At 40.3% G+C, this 18,762-nt stretch carries 27 protein-coding genes; all 27 read right to left on the bottom strand.

All coding sequences use genetic code 11. The features are described 5' to 3' along the window. The 27 genes from secY to rpoC all read right to left on the bottom strand — a co-directional run bounded on the left by secY (window position 1) and on the right by rpoC (window position 18,720). On the bottom strand, window positions 1-1,320 hold the full coding sequence (gene secY / locus F824_RS0105615) for a preprotein translocase subunit SecY (protein WP_019596885.1): 1,320 nt from the start codon (window positions 1,318-1,320) through the stop codon (window positions 1-3). Between the two features lie 4 nt (window positions 1,321-1,324). Then, the gene (rplO, locus tag F824_RS0105610) at window positions 1,325-1,771 is read right to left on the bottom strand and encodes a 50S ribosomal protein L15 (RefSeq protein ID WP_019596884.1); all 447 of its coding nucleotides are present in this window, start codon (window positions 1,769-1,771) and stop codon (window positions 1,325-1,327) included. A gap of 2 nt (window positions 1,772-1,773) precedes the next feature. Continuing rightward, window positions 1,774-1,953 carry a 50S ribosomal protein L30 gene (rpmD, locus tag F824_RS0105605; protein WP_019596883.1) on the bottom strand — a complete coding sequence of 60 codons (180 nt, stop codon included), beginning with the start codon at window positions 1,951-1,953 and terminating at the stop codon, window positions 1,774-1,776. 4 nt (window positions 1,954-1,957) lie between these two features. Beyond that, window positions 1,958-2,476 carry a 30S ribosomal protein S5 gene (gene rpsE, locus F824_RS0105600; protein WP_019596882.1) on the bottom strand — a complete coding sequence of 173 codons (519 nt, stop codon included), beginning with the start codon at window positions 2,474-2,476 and terminating at the stop codon, window positions 1,958-1,960. 8 nt (window positions 2,477-2,484) lie between these two features. Further along, on the bottom strand, window positions 2,485-2,835 hold the full coding sequence (gene rplR / locus F824_RS0105595) for a 50S ribosomal protein L18 (protein ID WP_019596881.1): 351 nt from the start codon (window positions 2,833-2,835) through the stop codon (window positions 2,485-2,487). A 5-nt stretch (window positions 2,836-2,840) separates the two neighbouring features. Further along, window positions 2,841-3,398 carry a 50S ribosomal protein L6 gene (rplF, locus tag F824_RS0105590; RefSeq protein WP_019596880.1) on the bottom strand — a complete coding sequence of 186 codons (558 nt, stop codon included), beginning with the start codon at window positions 3,396-3,398 and terminating at the stop codon, window positions 2,841-2,843. A 9-nt stretch (window positions 3,399-3,407) separates the two neighbouring features. Next, complete coding sequence (rpsH, locus tag F824_RS0105585) at window positions 3,408-3,803, bottom strand: 30S ribosomal protein S8 (protein WP_019596879.1); 396 nt, start codon at window positions 3,801-3,803, stop codon at window positions 3,408-3,410. Window positions 3,804-3,886: 83 nt separating this feature from the next. Further along, complete coding sequence (gene rpsN, locus F824_RS0105580) at window positions 3,887-4,156, bottom strand: 30S ribosomal protein S14 (RefSeq protein ID WP_019596878.1); 270 nt, start codon at window positions 4,154-4,156, stop codon at window positions 3,887-3,889. Between the two features lie 2 nt (window positions 4,157-4,158). Next, a complete protein-coding gene (gene rplE / locus F824_RS0105575; protein WP_019596877.1) occupies window positions 4,159-4,719 on the bottom strand; it encodes a 50S ribosomal protein L5 in 561 nt (186 codons plus the stop codon). After that, window positions 4,712-5,056 carry a 50S ribosomal protein L24 gene (rplX, locus tag F824_RS0105570; protein ID WP_019596876.1) on the bottom strand — a complete coding sequence of 115 codons (345 nt, stop codon included), beginning with the start codon at window positions 5,054-5,056 and terminating at the stop codon, window positions 4,712-4,714. Before rplX ends, rplE begins: the two co-directional genes overlap by 8 nt. 2 nt (window positions 5,057-5,058) lie before the next feature. Further along, a complete protein-coding gene (gene rplN, locus F824_RS0105565) occupies window positions 5,059-5,427 on the bottom strand; it encodes a 50S ribosomal protein L14 (protein ID WP_019596875.1) in 369 nt (122 codons plus the stop codon). A 2-nt stretch (window positions 5,428-5,429) separates the two neighbouring features. Then, window positions 5,430-5,693 (bottom strand): 30S ribosomal protein S17, encoded by a 264-nt coding sequence (gene rpsQ / locus F824_RS0105560; RefSeq protein ID WP_019596874.1) that lies wholly within the window; start codon window positions 5,691-5,693, stop codon window positions 5,430-5,432. An 8-nt stretch (window positions 5,694-5,701) separates the two neighbouring features. Next, window positions 5,702-5,896, bottom strand: coding sequence for a 50S ribosomal protein L29 (gene rpmC / locus F824_RS0105555; RefSeq protein ID WP_019596873.1), 195 nt, complete (start codon window positions 5,894-5,896; stop codon window positions 5,702-5,704). Window positions 5,897-5,904: 8 nt separating this feature from the next. Next, window positions 5,905-6,324, bottom strand: a complete 420-nt coding sequence (gene rplP / locus F824_RS0105550) for a 50S ribosomal protein L16 (protein ID WP_019596872.1) — start codon at window positions 6,322-6,324, stop codon at window positions 5,905-5,907. A 22-nt stretch (window positions 6,325-6,346) separates the two neighbouring features. After that, complete coding sequence (rpsC, locus tag F824_RS0105545; protein WP_019596871.1) at window positions 6,347-7,081, bottom strand: 30S ribosomal protein S3; 735 nt, start codon at window positions 7,079-7,081, stop codon at window positions 6,347-6,349. Between the two features lie 9 nt (window positions 7,082-7,090). After that, window positions 7,091-7,480, bottom strand: a complete 390-nt coding sequence (gene rplV, locus F824_RS0105540) for a 50S ribosomal protein L22 (protein ID WP_019596870.1) — start codon at window positions 7,478-7,480, stop codon at window positions 7,091-7,093. A 2-nt stretch (window positions 7,481-7,482) separates the two neighbouring features. Continuing rightward, window positions 7,483-7,761: a 30S ribosomal protein S19 gene (gene rpsS, locus F824_RS0105535; protein WP_026333518.1), complete on the bottom strand. Its 279-nt coding sequence runs from the start codon at window positions 7,759-7,761 to the stop codon at window positions 7,483-7,485. A 2-nt stretch (window positions 7,762-7,763) separates the two neighbouring features. Next, window positions 7,764-8,588 (bottom strand): 50S ribosomal protein L2, encoded by an 825-nt coding sequence (gene rplB, locus F824_RS0105530; protein WP_019596868.1) that lies wholly within the window; start codon window positions 8,586-8,588, stop codon window positions 7,764-7,766. 13 nt (window positions 8,589-8,601) lie between these two features. After that, complete coding sequence (gene rplW / locus F824_RS0105525; protein ID WP_019596867.1) at window positions 8,602-8,889, bottom strand: 50S ribosomal protein L23; 288 nt, start codon at window positions 8,887-8,889, stop codon at window positions 8,602-8,604. 4 nt (window positions 8,890-8,893) lie between these two features. Beyond that, window positions 8,894-9,523, bottom strand: coding sequence for a 50S ribosomal protein L4 (gene rplD, locus F824_RS0105520; protein ID WP_019596866.1), 630 nt, complete (start codon window positions 9,521-9,523; stop codon window positions 8,894-8,896). Between the two features lie 4 nt (window positions 9,524-9,527). Next, a complete protein-coding gene (gene rplC, locus F824_RS0105515) occupies window positions 9,528-10,160 on the bottom strand; it encodes a 50S ribosomal protein L3 (protein WP_019596865.1) in 633 nt (210 codons plus the stop codon). A 253-nt stretch (window positions 10,161-10,413) separates the two neighbouring features. Next, window positions 10,414-10,719 (bottom strand): 30S ribosomal protein S10, encoded by a 306-nt coding sequence (gene rpsJ / locus F824_RS0105510; protein WP_014772294.1) that lies wholly within the window; start codon window positions 10,717-10,719, stop codon window positions 10,414-10,416. 12 nt (window positions 10,720-10,731) lie between these two features. Continuing rightward, window positions 10,732-12,876 carry an elongation factor G gene (fusA, locus tag F824_RS0105505; protein ID WP_022582111.1) on the bottom strand — a complete coding sequence of 715 codons (2,145 nt, stop codon included), beginning with the start codon at window positions 12,874-12,876 and terminating at the stop codon, window positions 10,732-10,734. Window positions 12,877-12,881: 5 nt separating this feature from the next. Continuing rightward, complete coding sequence (gene rpsG, locus F824_RS0105500) at window positions 12,882-13,349, bottom strand: 30S ribosomal protein S7 (RefSeq protein ID WP_019596863.1); 468 nt, start codon at window positions 13,347-13,349, stop codon at window positions 12,882-12,884. Between the two features lie 24 nt (window positions 13,350-13,373). Continuing rightward, window positions 13,374-13,784, bottom strand: coding sequence for a 30S ribosomal protein S12 (gene rpsL, locus F824_RS0105495; protein ID WP_019596862.1), 411 nt, complete (start codon window positions 13,782-13,784; stop codon window positions 13,374-13,376). A gap of 231 nt (window positions 13,785-14,015) precedes the next feature. After that, window positions 14,016-14,345: a DUF3467 domain-containing protein gene (locus F824_RS0105490; RefSeq protein WP_019596861.1), complete on the bottom strand. Its 330-nt coding sequence runs from the start codon at window positions 14,343-14,345 to the stop codon at window positions 14,016-14,018. A gap of 64 nt (window positions 14,346-14,409) precedes the next feature. Then, window positions 14,410-18,720, bottom strand: coding sequence for a DNA-directed RNA polymerase subunit beta' (rpoC, locus tag F824_RS0105485; protein ID WP_019596860.1), 4,311 nt, complete (start codon window positions 18,718-18,720; stop codon window positions 14,410-14,412). Window positions 18,721-18,762 lie beyond the last annotated feature (42 nt).

Here is an 18,762-nt window from a genome sequence, read left to right as displayed (position 1 = left end):
TTAAGCAACTACGTAATCAGTGGGATTATTTTTCATATTCCCGCTTTTCATCATTCCCTCATAATGCCTCATCAACAAATAACTCTCAATCTGTCTTAAGGTATCCATGATTACACCTACCATGATCAGCAATGAAGTCCCACCATAAAATTGAGCAAATTCACCACTGACACCCGCTATAATTGCAAATGCAGGAAGGATCGCGACCAGAGCCAGTAAGATCGACCCAGGAAGGGTGATTTTAGAGATAATATTATCAATGAAATCACCGGTAGGAGCTCCAGGTTTGATACCCGGAACAAAACCACCATTTCGTTTAAGATCTTCTGCTATCTGTTCCGGATTGACAGTGATTGCAGTGTAAAAGAAAGTAAATAAAATGATCATCGTAGCAAACACCAAATTGTATTGCCATGAAGTAAAATCACTAAATGTACTCCCAATGTAATTCGCGATATCATTATCCGCCGACCAAATTTGTGCGACCAAAGCAGGTACAAACATCAGAGATTGGGCAAAGATAATGGGCATTACACCAGAAGCATTCACTTTAATCGGAATGTACTGACGCTGTCCACCGTATACTTTACCACCAACAACCTGTTTTGCATACTGGACTGGGATTCTTCTTACTGCTTCGGTCAAAGCGACAACTCCTACTACTACAAAGAACAGAACAGCTGCTTCAATGATTAACAAAAGAGCTCCAGAAGTACCTTTGGATAGACCTTCTGCTATAATGGCGCCGGGAAACCTTGATATGATCCCAATCATAATCAGCATAGAAATACCGTTTCCGATACCTTTTTCGGTTATTTTTTCACCTAGCCACATACAAAACATTGTGCCTGCAGCGAGTAAAACCAAAGAACTAAACATGAAAAGGGATGTACTTACCATAACAGCACCAGTTGGAAGGATGGTAGCAGTGATGTAACCAACTCCTTGAGCAACCGTGATGACAATGGTCAGAACCCTGGTAATTTGAGTGATCCTCTTCCTACCAGACTCTCCTTCCTTTTGTAACTTTTGAAAATAAGGAACTCCAACAGTTAATAACTGCAACACAATCGAAGCAGATATATAGGGCATAATACCCAGTCCAAAAATGGAAGCGTTACTAAACGCTCCACCAAGGAAAGTATCTATCAGTCCAAAAATTCCTTCGGGAGCATCTCCTAATTTAGAAGGATCTACGCCAGGTAGGACGATAAAAGATCCTAATCTGAATACAATTAGAAAACCTATTGTATTCAAAATACGAATTCTTAGATCTTCAATAGAAAAGATGTTCTTAACTGTTGAAATAAACTTTTTCATTTATTTAAATCTTGTTTACTGTTCCACCTAATTTTTCAATCGCCTCAACTGCTGACGCGGAGAAATAATGGGCACTTACGTTCAATTTTGATGTAAGTTCGCCTCTTCCTAGAACTTTAACAACATCTTTTTTACCGACTAAGCCATTTTCTACCAAAACATCAACTGAAATGGTGTCTAAAGATAGCTTTTCTGATAATTCTTGAAGAACGTTAAGATTAATAACATTGCATTCAACTCTATTGATGCTTTTAAAGCCGAATTTAGGAACACGTCTTTGAAGTGGCATTTGTCCACCTTCAAATCCAAGCTTAGACTTATATCCTGATCTAGATTTGGCTCCTTTGTGGCCTCTTGTAGAGGTACCACCTCTGCCTGAACCTTGACCACGACCGATTCTTTTTCTATTTTTGGTAGATCCTTCGGCTGGTTTTAATGTATGTAGTTTCATGATTAAACTTCCTCCACTTTAACAAGGTGACTTACTTTTCTTACCATTCCAGCGATCTGTGGAGTATTTTCAACTTCCACAGTCCTGTTTATTTTACCCAGACCAAGCGCCTTAATGGTGTCTTTTTGATCCTTAGGTCTGTCGATAATACTTCTGAGCTGTGTGATTTTTATCTTAGCCATGTTATTATCCGTTAAAAACTTTAGACATTTTTACACCTCTTTGTTGAGAAACATTGATTGCATCCCTTAATTGAACCAAGGCATCAATAGTCGCTTTCACAACATTGTGTGGATTTGAAGAACCTTTGGATTTAGCCAAAACGTCTGTTACGCCAGCACTTTCCAAAACGGCTCTCATTGCACCACCCGCGATTACACCTGTACCAGGTGCAGCCGGCTTGATCAATACGAATCCGCCTCCAAACTTACCTAATTGCTCATGCGGTATAGTTCCTTTCAAAATCGGAACCTTAACAAGATTCTTCTTCGCGTCTTCTATGCCTTTGGTAATAGCATCAGTGACCTCATTGGCTTTGCCTAAACCATAACCTACAATACCACTTCCATCACCAACAACAACGATCGCAGAGAAGGAAAATCTTCTACCTCCTTTTACTACTTTCGCAACTCGGTTTATAGCTACAACTTTCTCCTTAAGTTCAGTATCAGTTGCCCTTATGGGTTTTCTTTTAATTTGTGACATAATTTCTATTAAAATTTAAGGCCACCTTCTCTTGCACCTTCAGCAAGAGCTTTAACATTCCCATGATAAAGGTAACCACTTCTGTCAAATACAACCTCAGTGACTCCATTCGCAACAGCCTTTTCAGCTATTTTCAACCCAACTTCCTTTGAAATCGAAAGCTTGGTGTTTTGCAAAGATCCAAGTTCTTTGGATGATGCATACGCAAGGGTGTTACCCTTAAGATCATCGATCAGTTGCGCATATATACCAGTATTGCTTTTGAATACTGATAAACGAGGTCTAGAATCGGTACCGGAGATCTTTCTACGAATACTCTTTTTGATTCTAAGTCTTCTAGAATTCTTATTGAAAGCCATATTAATTATTTTTTACCAGCGGTTTTACCAGCCTTACGTCTAACAATCTCTCCAGCGAATCGAACACCTTTACCTTTGTAAGGCTCGACTTTACGTAACGATCTTATTTTAGCAGCAACTTGACCGATCAATTCTTTGTCTATACCTTCTAAACTTACGGAAGGGTTTTTACCCTTTGGTGTCTCAGTAGACAAGGAAATCGATTCCGGTAGTGCAAAATAGATGCTATGTGAATATCCAAGAGCCAGTTCTAAAACTTGACCTTGATTAGAAGCTTTATATCCAACACCTACCAATTCCAATTTCTTCTTGTAACCCTCTGAAACGCCAATGACCATATTATTGATCAAGGAACGATAGAGGCCATGAAGAGATTTGTGTCTTTTGGAATCCGTTGGCCTGGTTAAAACAACCTGATTTTCTTCAATTGCTACGATGATATCAGGATTTACATCCTGAGTCAAAGTACCTTTGGGACCTTTAACAGTAACAGTATTGTGTGCTGCCACGTCTACAGTAACACCCGCGGGTATATTTATTGGTTTTTTACCTATTCTGGACATAACGGTTTATTAATAAACGTAACAAAGTACTTCTCCACCTACACCCTCAGTACGGGCTTCCTTATCGGTCATTACACCTTTGGACGTGGAAACGATGGCGACACCCAAGCCATTTATGACTCTGGGTAGTGCGTCATGCTTAACATATTTTCTCAACCCTGGCTTACTAACTCTTGTCAAGTTGACAATGGCGTTTTGCTTAGACGTTGGATTGTATTTCAAAGCTATTTTGATAGTTCCCTGAGGACCATTTTCTTCAAATTTATAGTTTTGGATATATCCTTTGTCATGAAGCACCTTTGTCATCTCTTTTTTGATGTTAGAGGCGGGTATCTCAACGATTCGATGAGAAGCCTTAATGGCATTTCTCAATCTGGTTAGATAATCAGCTATTGGATCAGTCATATTTATATAAGTCTAACTGCGTACCCGTTATGGGCGTGCAAAGTTACACAATGATTTTTAGAATAAAAACTTTTGTCTGATTATTACCAGCTCGATTTCGTAACCCCAGGAATCTTACCAGCAGAAGCCATTTCTCTGAAGGTAACCCTACTGATACCAAACTTTCTCATGTAACCTTTAGGACGACCAGTTAATTTACATCTATTGTGCAGACGCACAGGTGATGAATTTTTTGGTAACTTATCCAAAGCTTCATAGTTTCCAGCAGCCTTTAACTCTGCTCTTTTCTTGGAGTACTTGGCTACAAGACGTTCTCTTTTTCTCTCACGAGCTTTTAATGACTCTCTTGCCATGATTATTCTGGATTATTTTTGTTGATGAAAGGCATTCCAAAAGCTTTTAACAAGGCAAAGCCTTCTTCGTCTGTGTTGGCTGTGGTCACAAAAGTGATATCCATACCAGAGATTCTGTTGACTTTTTCAATGCTGATTTCAGGAAAGATAATCTGTTCTGTCACACCGAGAGTGTAATTCCCTCTTCCGTCAAATCCTTTATCGTTGATCCCTTTAAAATCCCTTACACGTGGTAGAGCAACTGAGATCAATCTGTCAAGGAATTCATACATTCTATGACCTCTCAAAGTAACTTTCGCACCGATGGGCATATCTTCTCTCAATTTAAAATTGGAGATTGAGTTTTTCGCTTTTGTAGCTACAGCTTTCTGACCAGTGATCAATGAAAGTTCTTCAACTCCTTGATCTACCAATTTTTTATCTGCTACTGCAGCGCCAATACCTTTATTCAGGACGATTTTCGTCAATTTAGGTACTTGCATTACAGACTGATACTGAAATTTTTCCTTCAAAGAAGGTGCAATTTCTGCGATGAATTTATCTTTAATTCTTGGATTAGCCATTGATTACCTCCCCAGTTTTCTTAGAATACCTAACTAATTTACCATTTTCGCCCGGCTTTCTTCCAGTCCTAGTCGCTTCACCAGTTTTTGGATCTACAAGCATAAGGTTACTTAGATGAATAGCGGCTTCTTTCTTCTCGATTCCACCTTGAGGACTTGTAGCAGTAGGCTTCACGTGTTTGGTGACCATATTGATCCCTTCCACGATAGCTTTCCTTTTTTCTAAGTTCACTGATTGAACTTTTCCCGTTTTTCCATTATCATCACCGGCGATAATTTTTACTGTATCGCCAGTTTTGATATGCAATTTTGGTTGCTTATTGAATTTTCTTTCCATGATTACAATACTTCTGGGGCTAAAGACACAATTTTCATAAACTGCTTTTCTCTCAATTCCCTAGCAACTGGACCAAAGATACGTGTACCTCTAGGCTCGTCATTGTTATTCAAAAGAACTGCTGCATTATCTTCAAATCGGATATATGAACCGTCTTTTCTTCTAATTTCTTTCCTAGTTCTCACGATAACCGCTTTTGAAACGGTACCTTTTTTCATGCTGCTGGAAGAAATAGCTGATTTTACAGTTACTACAACTTTATCACCAATAGAAGCATATCTTTTCTTGGTTCCTCCCAATACACGGATCACAAGCACCTCTTTGGCACCCGAATTATCCGCTACGCTTAGTCTGGATTCTTGTTGTATCATGATTATTTAGCCTTTTCTATTATTTCTACTAATCTCCAACGCTTATTCTTACTCAGCGGACGAGTCTCACTAATCTTTACAAGGTCACCTGGGTGACACTCGTTGTTCTCGTCATGAACCATAAATTTGGTAGTCTTTGCAACAAACTTACCGTAGATAGGGTGTTTTACCCTTCTCTCCACGGCAACAGTAGCGGATTTCTCCATCTTGTTGCTAACTACTTTTCCTATTCTTTCTTTCCGTAGATTTCTCTCAGTAGTAGCCATCTTAATTCTTATTTAGCTAATTGTTTGGCGCTCAAGGTTGTTTTCAATCTTGCGACCAACAACTTTGTCTCTCTTATTTTATTGGGATTCTCTATTGGAGAAATGGCATGGGCAAAACGTAATTTAGTCAAATTGCTTTGCTCAGCTACAATCCGCTCACTGATTTCACTTTCTGAAAGTGATCTGATTTCTGAGTTTTTCATAGTTTCTATTATCCTACGTAGTCTCTACGTACTACAAATCTTGTACTGACGGGAAGCTTCTGTTGAGCCAATCTCAAAGCTTCCTGTGCAGTTTCCATACTGACGCCAGTGGCTTCAAAAAGGATTGTTCCTGGTTTGATAACCGCAACCCAATATTCCGGAGCTCCTTTACCCTTACCCATACGAACCTCTGCAGGTTTTTTGGTGATAGGCTTGTCAGGGAAAATCCTTATCCATACTTGACCTTCTCTTTTCATCGCTCTGGTCATCGCGATACGAGCTGCTTCTATCTGACGGGATGTAATCCAACCAGCTTCAAGGGATTTGACACCAAAGTTGCCGAAAGAAAGCGTATGCCCTCTTTGCGCCAAGCCTTTGACTCTCCCCTTGTGCATTTTTCTATATTTAGTTCTCTTTGGCTGTAACATGATTTCTCACTTAGGGTGAAAATTAGGGGTTTCTCTTTCTTCTTTTTGGGCCGCCTTCTCTTCTCTTATTACCCCTGGTTGCACTGGCTTTTGGATCATTGGTCGCACCTTGGTTTGGAGATAAATCTCTTTTACCATATACTTCACCTTTGAAGATCCAAACTTTGATACCAATGATACCATAGATAGTATGAGCTTCAGAAATAGCATAATCGATATCTGCTCTCAAAGTATGTAGAGGAATTCTACCTTCTTTGTACATTTCAGATCTCGCCATTTCAGCACCTCCCAGTCGTCCGGAAAGTTTCACTTTTATACCTTCAGCACCCACTCTCATGGTAGCTGCGATGGATTGCTTCATCGCTCTTCTAAATGATATTCGAGCCTGAAGCTGTTGCGCTATAGATTCGCCTACCAATTTAGCATCCATTTCAGGTCGCTTTATTTCAAATATATTGATTTGAACATCCTTGTTGGTTAGCTTTTTGAGCTCTTCCTTAAGTTTATCTACTTCAGCACCACCTTTACCAATCACAACACCCGGACGGGCAGTATGGATGGTTAGCGTGATTCTTTTAAGCGTTCTTTCAATGATTATTTTTGAAATACCTCCTTTTGGAATTCTGGCGTTGACATATTTTCTGATTTGCTGATCTTCGTAAAGCTTCTCAGCAAAATCCTTACCACCATACCAATTCGAATCCCAACCTTTGACTATTCCAAGTCTAAAACCAATAGGGTTTACTTTTTGTCCCATAGTCTATTCTTAATTAGAATTTTCTTTTGTTTCTATTGTATCAGCGGTAACAGGAGTCTTGATATTATCAACAACCAATGTTACATGATTTGATCTTTTACGGATTCTATGTGCTCTACCCTGCGGTGCTGGTCTCAGTCTTTTCAACATACGACCACCATCTACTTGAATAGTTTTGATATATAGATCAGCATCCTCAAGCTTTTCATCAGGATTCTTAGCTTGCCAGTTGGCCACAGCCGAAAGAAGAAGCTTTTCTACTCTAATGGCAGCATGATTGGGTGTGAATTTCAATATGCTCAAGGCATATCCAACCTTTTTGCCTCTGATGAGGTCTACTACCAACCGCATTTTTCGCGGAGAAGTAGGAACGTTATTTAATCTTGCTATCGCTTCCATGATTATCTCTTTCCTTTGTCTTTTTTGGCAACGTGACCTCTAAAGTTCCTTGTTGGTGCAAATTCACCAAGTTTGTGACCGACCATATTGTCCGTTACGAAAACCGGGATAAATTTATTGCCATTATGAACAGCGAAGGTATTGCTTACAAAATCCGGAGAAATCATAGATCTTCTTGACCAAGTCTTGATGACTGATTTTTTTCCAGATTCGTTCATCACATCGACTTTTTTCAATAAGTGATGCTCTATATAAGGACCTTTCTTTAATGAACGTGCCATAATTATTTAGATCGTTTGCTGATAATGAATTTATTTGAATACTTCTTGGGTGATCTGGTTTTCTTTCCTTTGGAAAGTAGACCAGTTCTTGATCTTGGTTGACCACCTGAAGCACGACCTTCACCACCACCCATAGGGTGATCGACAGGGTTCATTGCTACACCCCTTGTTCTTGGTCTTCTTCCCAACCAACGATTTCTACCGGCTTTACCCAATCTCACGTTCATGTGATCTCCATTGGAAACAGTTCCAACAGTTACCATACAAGTACCCAAAATCAACCTCATTTCGCCGGAAGGCAATTTGATGGTGACATATTTACCTTCTCTTGCTACAATTTGACCATAACCACCAGCACTTCTGGCCAAAGCTCCACCTCTACCAGGCTTCAACTCTATGTTGTGGACAATCGTACCCAAAGGAACATTGATTGAATGCATTGCATTTCCAACTTCAGGAGGAGCAATTTCGCCAGATACGATGGTCTGACCAACTTCCAACCCTTCGGGGGCAATGATATATGCTTTTGCACCATCCACATAATACAACAAAGCCAAACGAGCGGTCCTATTTGGATCATACTCTATAGACTTCACTACAGCAGGGATACCGTACTTTGTTCTTTTAAAATCAACGATTCTAAGTCTTCTTTTATGTCCACCGCCCACGTAACGGACGGTCATTTTACCGACATTATTTCTACCACCTGATTTTTTCAAAGGTGCCAATAGAGACTTTTCTGGTTTTGATGCTGTAATCTCATCAAATACCGGAGCAACTCTAAATCTGGTTCCTGGGGTTACAGGTTTTAATTTTTTAACTGCCATGATTCTGATTCAATTAAATTTCTCCGTAAAAATCAATTACTTCACCTTCCGCTACCTGTACAATCGCTTTCTTGAAAGCATTGGTGTAACCGGAAACAACTTTTGCTTTGGTGTATCTTGTCTTATGCTTTGCAGCATAACGCATGGTCCTTACGGCCACTACTTTCACACCAAACATTTTTTCTACGGCATTTTTGATTTCTGGCTTTTTTGCTGTTCTTTCAACCACGAACCCATAGACTCCCTGTTCGTTCATTGCAGAAATCTTTTCCGTAATCAAAGGCTTTTTAAGTATATCCATTTTCTTACTTTAATAAAAGGGTTTCCAACATACTTACAGAATCCTCACAGAGTACAAGCTTATCAGCATGCAATAGTTCGTAAGTATTTACATCATTAACAGTGACAACTTTCGCCTTAGGTACATTCCTGCTTGACAAGTAAACATTCTTGTTTTGTTCCGGAAGAACCAAAAGTGTTTTTTCACCTGATAAAGAAAGACCATTTAATAAAGCAATGTATCCTTTGGTGCTTGGCTTGTCGAATGAAACATTCTCCAAAATCATGACACTATTGTCCTTTGCTTTGTAAGTCAGGGCTGATTTTCTGGCCAACTGCTTCAATTTTTTATTGAGTTTGAAAGAATAATCTCTCGGTCTTGGACCGAAAACTCTTCCTCCTCCTCTAAATATCGGGGATTTGATGGAACCTGCTCTTGCTCCTCCAGTACCTTTCTGCTTTTTGATCTTTTTGGTGGATCCAGCGATTTCGTTACGCTCTTTGGATTTGTGCGTCCCCTGTCTCTGGTTGGCCAAATATTGCTTTACATCAAGGTAGATTGCGTGATCATTGGTTTCGATCGCGAATATATCGTCAGAAAGAGTGATCTTTCTACCTGTGTCTTCACCGTTATGTTTTATTACTGCTAATTCCATTTTCTTACTTCTCTAGAATAACGAAAGAATTTTTTGGACCAGGGACAGAGCCACTTACCAAGATCAAGTTCTTTTCTGGGTAAATTTTAAGTACTCTAAGGTTGATCACCTTTACTCTGTCACCACCAGTTCTACCTGCCATACGCATTCCTTTGAATACTCTGGAAGGCCAAGAACATGCACCAATGGAACCAGGATGTCTCGCTCTGTTGTGCTGACCGTGGGTAGCACCACCTACTCCAGCAAAACCATGACGCTTTACAACACCTTGGAAACCTTTTCCTTTGGAAGTTCCAATCGCATCCAAGAAGTCTCCTTCAATGAATACCTCATCCGCTTTTACGGTTTTCCCAAGATCTACTTGACCTTCGAATTCGATTCTAAAATCTCTGAATTCAACAACCTTCTTTTTTGGCGTAGTACCGGCTTTTTTGAAATGGCCGATCAATGGTCTTGGCGTATTTTTTTCTTTACGCTCACCATAAGCCAACTGAACTGCGTTGTACCCATCTGATTCTACATTTTTTACTTGCGTCACTACGCAAGGACCAGCTTCTATTAGCGTGCATGCGACGTTACGTCCATCGGCACTAAAAATGCTAGTCATTCCTACTTTTCTTCCTATTATTCCAGACATCTTCTGATATATAATACAATTAAACACAAGAGTTTATAAACTTGTGCCCCTTTTTAAGGACTGCAAAGTTAGGAATTTATATCCACGTTACAAACCCCAACTATAATATTTTCAATTATTTACGAAAAAACATTTTAGAATCTCTCCCTTTTTGGGATTTTCAAACTCTTCAATGTTTCAAACTTATACTTTTGGCAAAAGAAAAACCTACACCAAGAGGATGCAGGTTTTTCAATTCCATTAACCAAAAGGATCAGACTTTGATTTCAACGTCCACTCCACTTGGAAGCTCGATTTTCATCAAGGCATCCACAGTTTTTGAACTGTTGGAATAAATATCCACCAATCTTTTATAGGTACAAAGTTGAAATTGGTCCCTTGCTTTTTTATTCACGTGTGGGGATTTCAAAACTGTAAATTTTTCTTTCTTGGTTGGAAGCGGAATTGGACCAACGACAATCGCGCCAGTTGCTTTTACCGCTTTTACAATCTTCTCTGATGACTTGTCCACCAGGCTATGATCGTAAGATTTCAGTTTTATTCTTATTTTTTGATTCATCTTGGCGTAAATTTAAGATTTCTCTCCTTTAACCTTGGCTATTACACCTTCGGCAATATTATTAGGAATAGGCTCATAATGTGAGAAGGTAAGGGAGGCTGCGGCTCTTCCTGAAGTAATAGTCCTCAAGTCCGTCACGTATCCAAACAATTCGGAAAGTGGCACACTGGCTTTCACCACGGTAGCATTTCCTTTTGTATCCATACCTTTCATCAATCCCCTTCTTCTATTCAAATCACCTGTAACTGGACCGGTGAATTCGTCTGGAGTCACTACCTCAACAGCCATGATTGGCTCCAAAAGTTGTGGCTTACATTTCCTTGCTGCTTCCTTGAAACCAATTCTTGCAGCCAATTCAAATGCAAGTGCATCGGAATCGACGTCGTGGAATGATCCGTGGAACAATCTCACTTTCATGGATTCGATCGGGTATCCTGCAAGAGGACCATTTTTCATAGACTCTTGGAAACCTTTTTGGATAGCCGGGATAAATTCCTTTGGAATAACACCACCAACGATTCCATTCACGAAATCCAATCCGCCTTTGATTTCACCTGTTTCTGGATCTGGATCTTTTGGACCAAGTTCAAAAACGATGTCGGCAAACTTACCTTTACCACCTGTTTGTTTTTTAAACACTTCTTTGTGTTCAACTTTAGCAAACAAAGCTTCTTTATAAGCAACTTGGGGAGCACCTTGATTGATCTCAACCTTAAACTCTCTTCTCATCCTATCGATGATGATCTCGAGGTGAAGTTCACCCATACCCCTAAGGATAGTTTGACCAGTCTCTTGATCTGTATGGACGTGAAGGGTTGGATCCTCTTCCACCAATTTGGCAATCGCCATTCCCAATTTATCAACATCCGCTTGAGTTTTTGGCTCAATTGCATATCCGATAACCGGTTCTGGGAAAGTCATGGTCTCAAGGACGATTTTGTTTTTCTCATCACAAAGGGTATCCCCTGTTTTGATATCCTTAAATCCTACACCGGCACAAATGTCACCAGCTTCAACCCTATCGATTGGGTTTTGCTTGTTGGAGTGCATCTGCATCAGACGGGAAATTCTTTCTTTTTTACTTGTCCTTGTGTTGAATACATAAGAACCAGAGTCCAATGTTCCTGAATATACACGCATAAATGCAAGTCTACCCACGAATGGATCTGTTGCGATTTTAAAAGCCAATGCTGCGAATGGCTCTTTGCTGTCTGGATTTCTGATGATCTCTTCTTCTGTATCCGGATCCAATCCTTTTACTGGAGGAAGATCCATTGGAGAAGGCAAGTAAGCGATAACTGCATCTAGCAAAGCTTGTACACCTTTGTTTTTGAACGCAGACCCACAAAGTACCGGAGAAAAATCCATGTTGATTACCGCTTTTCTAATAGCAGCCATCATTTCTTCTTTGGTGATTGAGTTTTCGTCTTCGAAGAATTTCTCCATCAAAGCGTCATCATATGCTGCTACTTGCTCAATCAGGTTTTGTCTGTATTCGGCAACAACTTCTTGAAGGTCCTCAGGAATTTCAATGACTTTATAAGTCATTCCCTGATCTTCTTCGTTCCAAACAATTGCTTGGTTGGTAATTAAGTCAACAACACCCTTAAAAGTATCTTCGGCTCCGATTGGGATTTGAAGAGGAACAGGTTTAGCACCTAATTTTTCTTTGATTTCCAATATCGCTTTAAAGAAATCAGCACCTGCTCTGTCCATTTTGTTGACAAAACAGATTCTTGGAACACCATATTTATCGGCTTGTCTCCAGACCGTTTCGGATTGTGGTTCCACTCCGGATACTGCGCAAAACAATGCAACAGCTCCATCAAGTACTCTCAGAGAACGTTCAACTTCAACAGTAAAGTCAACGTGACCTGGAGTATCGATCAAATTGATCTGATATTCTTTACTGCTAGGAAGCGCAACTCCTTGATCTGTTGGATATTTCCATTTGGTGGTTGTGGCAGCAGAAGTGATGGTAATCCCTCTTTCCTGCTCTTGTTCCATCCAATCCATAGTAGCGGCTCCATCATGGACCTCTCCTATTTTGTGGGATATACCTGTATAATAAAGAATACGTTCTGAAGTGGTGGTCTTTCCGGCATCAATGTGAGCCATGATACCAATATTTCTTAGGAACTTTAAATCTTTAGCCATTATAATTAAAATCTAAAGTGTGAGAATGCTTTGTTGGCTTCTGCCATTCTGTGCGTATCATCTTTCTTCTTCACTCCGGCACCTTCGCCTTTCGCTGCGGCGATGATTTCACCAGCTAGTCTGTCCATCATTGTCTTCTCACCCCTTCTTCTGGCGTAAGTAATCATCCACTTGATTCCAAGGGATACTTTTCTTTCAGGTCTAACTTCCATTGGCACCTGGAATGTAGCACCACCAACTCTACGACTCTTCACCTCTACAGATGGAGTAATATTGTTAAGCGCCTTCTTCCAAACCTCAAGACCGTTCTCACCTACCTTGGTTTCTACTTTTGCAACTGCATCGTAGAAAATCCTATAAGCAATACTCTTCTTCCCATCGACCATCAGACAGTTCACAAACTTTGTTACCAAAGTATCATTAAACTTCGGATCAGGAAGAATATATCTCTTTTTTGGTTTCGCTTTTCTCATTTCTTTGAATGTGTAATATTTAAATTATTTTTTCTTTGCCGGAGCTGCTGCGCCACCTTTGCCAGCCTTCGGTCTTTTAGCACCATACTTGGAACGACCTTGTTTACGGTCTTTAACTCCTGCAGTATCAAGTGCACCTCTGATGATGTGATAACGCACACCCGGAAGATCTTTCACACGGCCACCTCTAATCAAAACAATAGAGTGTTCCTGCAAATTATGTCCTTCTCCTGGAATGTAAGCATTCACTTCTTTTCCATTTGTCAATCTTACCCTGGCCACTTTTCTCATCGCTGAGTTTGGTTTCTTGGGCGTGGTAGTGTACACTCTGGTACACACTCCCCTACGCTGAGGGCACGCATCCAAAGCTCTAGACTTGGATTTGGTCTCAAGGGTTTTTCTACCTTTTCGTACTAACTGTTGTATAGTAGGCATTAACTGTTAAAATTTAGTTTTTCCTTACTTCTTTAAACTTGTGAATTTTGGACTGCAAAGGTAAACAAATCGGTAAAACAAACAAAATTAAGATGTTATATTTTAAATTAAGTCTTCACTGACTTTTCATTAATCCTCTCCCCAATCCCTACTCATTATTACATTACAAAAACCGATTCATCAAAATGTTGACATTTTGTAATCTCAACATTCCTCAATAGGTTTTTCCAATTATGCTTCGCCTGGTCTTCCTCCAAAATTAACTGGAAACTGAGGCACCCCTCCTCCATTGTTGATCTTCCCAAAAGCATTTTCGTACTTTTCGATATTGTCTTTCAAAGCAGCCAACAATCTTTTGGCATGATCAGGAGTCATGATTATCCGTGATTTCACTTTTGCCTTCGGCACTCCAGGCATCAGTCTGATAAAATCAACTACAAACTCAGAGTTGGAATGGGCAATCATGGCCAGATTAGAATAAATTCCTTCCGCAATTTCTTCTGACAACTCGATATTAATCTGTTGATCCGGGATGGATTTTGGTGTTTTATCGTCTTCCATGATTATTTGATTAAAAAAAGGCCTGTAATGATACAGGCCTTTTTAGGGTAAAATCAATTGTTTATTACTTTACTGCCTCTTTCGATTTTTTGATAGATCTCTCCTTCTCACTGGATAATCTTTCATACTCCTCCAAAGAGCCCACTATTATTTTTTGGAATGGACGTTGACCCGTTCCTGCAGGGATAAGGTGACCAACGATCACGTTTTCTTTCAATCCCAACAATTCGTCACGCTTCCCACGGATCGCCGCTTCACTTAATACTTTGGTTGTTTCCTGGAAGGAAGCCGCTGAAATAAAGCTTTCGGTACCCAATGATGCTGCTGTGATCCCTTGCAATGTAGGCTTGGAAACTGCCGTTTCTGCATCTCTTACCTGCACAAGTTTCAGATCTTTTCGCTTCAGGCTGGAGTTTTCGTCCCTTAATCTTCTGGAAGAAAGGATCATTCCTGGCTTCAAGGTAGAAGAATCTCCTACTTCCATAACCACCTTTTTATCCAAAATGCTATCATTCTCCTGTCTAAAGGCCCACTTATCAACAATCTGACCTTGAAGGAATCCTGTGTCACCTGCATCAAGTATTTCAACTTTTTGCATCATTTGGCTTACAATCACCTCAATGTGTTTATCATTGATTTTCACACCTTGAAGACGGTAAACTTCTTGGATTTCATTCACAAGATATTCCTGAACAGCCGTTGGGCCTTTGATGGAAAGGATATCGTTTGGCGTGATGGCACCATCCGAAAGTGGTTCACCCGCTCTGATAAAATCGTTTTCCTGAACAAGAATATGCTTGGAAAGTGATACCATGTATCTCTTTTTTACACCATCCTTAGATTCAATAAAGATTTCCCTGTTACCCCTTTTGATACCGCCATAAGTCACTACACCGTCGATTTCTGAAACCACAGCCGGATTGGATGGGTTTCTGGCTTCGAACAATTCCGTAACTCTTGGAAGACCTCCGGTAATATCTCTTGTCTTACCAACAGATCTTGGTATTTTCACAAGGATTTGACCGGATTTCACAGTCTCTCCTTCTTCAACAGCAAGGTGAGCTCCTACCGGAATATTGTATGCTTTAAGATCCTCACCATAATTGATCACCACGGCAGGGTTCTTGGTTTTATCTTTTGTGTCAATGATTACCTTTTCACGATAACCCGTTTGATCATCGGCAACTTCCTTGAAAGTGATACCTTGGATGATTGAATCAAACTCCACTTTACCATCGTATTCTGAAAGAATGACGGCATTATATGGATCCCAAGTACACAATGAATCTCCCTTGGCTATTTTTTGACCATCTTTTACATTCAAGAGTGCACCATAGGGGACGTGATTGGAAACCAATGTCTTGCCTGTTTTGGCATCGTTGATTTTGATCTCACCCGATCTTCCCATGACAATGGCAACATCGCTGCCATCTTTGCTGGTCGTTTGGATCCATCTCAATTCCTCTTCGAATTCAATGACACCTTCAAATTTGGCATTGATACTTGCTTCTACTGAAATATTGGATGCAGTACCCCCAACGTGGAAAGTTCTTAATGTCAACTGAGTACCTGGCTCACCAATGGACTGTGCAGCGATAACACCGACAGATTCCCCATTCTGAACCATCCTACCCGTGGCAAGATTACGTCCGTAACATTTTGCACAAACTCCTCTTCTGGTTTCGCAGGTCAATACAGACCTAATCTCAACCTCCTCGATCGTAGATTCATCTACTTTCTTGGCAACCTCATCGGAAATCTCTATTCCGGCGGTAATAAGAAGCTCTTCCGACACAGGGTCATAGACATCATGAACAGAAACCCTACCTACTATTCTTTCGGATAGCGGCTCTACGATCTCGTCATTGTCTTTCAATGGCTGTACAATCAGTCCTCTTAATGTACCACAATCATCTTCTGAGATAATCATGTCCTGCGCCACATCCACCAATCTTCTGGTCAAGTAACCAGCATCGGCAGTTTTAAGGGCTGTATCAGCAAGACCCTTACGGGCACCGTGAGTAGAAATAAAGTATTCCAATACATCAAGACCTTCCTTAAAGTTGGAGAGAATCGGGTTTTCGATGATTTCACCAACCGAACCTTGAAGGTTTTTCTGTGGTTTGGCCATCAGCCCTCTCATTCCGCCCAACTGACGAATTTGTTCTCTCGAACCCCTTGCGCCGGAGTGCATCATCATATAAATGGCATTGAACCCTTGGTTATCCTCCTCCATCTGTTTCATCAGAATGTTGGTAAGGTTGGAATTGGTTCTTGTCCAAATATCAATTACTTGATTGTATCTTTCATTGTCTGTGATCAGACCCATGAGGTAGTTGTTCCAAACTTGGTCCACATCACCCTTTGCCTTATCGATCAAAACATCCTTTTCTTCCGGAATAATAACATCGTTCAATCCCATGGATAGACCGCCTTCATATGCCATTTGAAATCCAAGATGCTTGATATCATCCAAGAAATGTACAGTTTTTGCGATACCGCAAATCTTTACGATCTCCGAAATAATTTGCTGTAACTTCTTCTTGGTCAAAAGTTCGTTTACATAACCTACTTCTTCAGGAACAAATTGGTTGAAAATCAATCTACCGGCAACGGTTTCAATGATTTTTTCAACTCTGTCTCCGTTGTCTTCTCTTACCATTACCTTACACTTGATAAAGGCGTGAAGAGAAACTTGTCCTTCATTCAAGGCTATAATAACTTCTTCCTGTCCGTAGAAAGTCATTCCTTCTCCCAAAACAATTTCATCTGGCGTGGATCGCTTACCTTTTGTAACGTAATACAATCCGAGAACCATATCCTGCGAAGGTACCGTAATCGGTGCTCCATTGGCAGGATTCAGAATATTGTGGGAAGAAAGCATTAAAGTAGAGGCTTCCAAGATCGCTTCATGTCCCAAAGGAACGTGAACAGCCATCTGGTCACCATCGAAATCGGCATTGAATGCGGTACATACCAAAGGATGCAATTGTATGGCTTTTCCTTCAATCAACTTCGGTTGGAATGCTTGAATACCCAATCTGTGTAGGGTAGGAGCACGATTCAAAAGAATCGGATGACCTTTCAATACATTCTCAAGGATATCCCAAACAACCGGATCCTTACGATCAACGATTTTCTTTGCAGATTTTACGGTTTTCACAATTCCTCTTTCTATCAATTTTCTGATAATAAAAGGCTTGAAAAGTTCCGCTGCCATATTCTTGGGCAAACCGCACTCGTGAAGCTTTAATTCCGGTCCTACAACAATCACTGAACGTCCAGAATAATCAACCCTTTTTCCCAAAAGGTTTTGACGGAAACGACCTTGTTTACCTTTCAACATATCTGAAAGTGACTTCAAGGCTCGATTGCCATCAGATCTTACAGCGTTTACTTTTCTTGAATTGTCGAAAAGTGAATCCACTGCTTCCTGTAGCATCCTTTTTTCGTTTCTCAAGATCACCTCAGGCGCCTTGATATCAATCAATCTTTTCAGACGGTTGTTTCTGATGATCACCCTTCTGTACAGATCATTCAAATCTGAAGTGGCAAATCTACCACCATCCAAAGGAACCAAAGGTCTCAACTCCGGTGGAATCACAGGAACCATACGAACCACCATCCACTCGGGACGGTTTTCGATCCTGGTTCTTGCATCTCTAAAAGCTTCTACAACTTTCAACCTTTTCAAAGCTTCCGCTTTTCTTTGTTGAGAAGTATCGGTAGCCGCCTGATGTCTTAGGCTATAGGAAAGATCATCAAGATCCAACCTGGACAACAACATCTCGATGACTTCCGCGCCCATTTTGGCGATGAATTTATTTGGATCGGCATCATCAAGCATTTGGTTTTCCTTAGGGAGTTTATCCATAATGTCCAAATACTCATCTTCAGTCAAAAAATCAAGATACTGAATGCCATCTTCACCTTTGATACCTGCTTGAACCACTGCATACCTTTCATAGTAAACAATTTGATCAAGTTTTTTGGTAGGCAAGCCCAATAGGTAACCTATTTTGTTGGGAAGGGATTTGAAGTACCAGATATGCGCAACAGGAACGACCAATTCAATGTGGCCCATTCTTTCTCTACGCACTTTCTTTTCGGTAACCTCAACGCCACAACGGTCACAAATAATCCCTTTATATCTTATGCGCTTATATTTTCCACAATGACATTCCCAGTCTTTCACGGGACCGAAAATTCGCTCACAAAACAATCCACCCATTTCAGGCTTGTAAGTTCTGTAATTGATAGTTTCAGGCTGCGTCACTTCTCCATGAGAGCTATCCAGGATTGATTCCGGAGAAGCTAAACTAATGGTGACTCTGGAAAAGTCGTTGTTTAGTTTTTTGTTTTTTCTGAACGCCATAATTCTTTATGAATATGTGAAGGGCTTTATAGGCCCATTTTT

The organism is Rhodonellum psychrophilum GCM71 = DSM 17998, from assembly GCF_000381545.1.
Lineage (GTDB): Bacteria > Bacteroidota > Bacteroidia > Cytophagales > Cyclobacteriaceae > Rhodonellum > Rhodonellum psychrophilum.
This window is presented reverse-complemented; position numbering and strand designations above follow the sequence as displayed.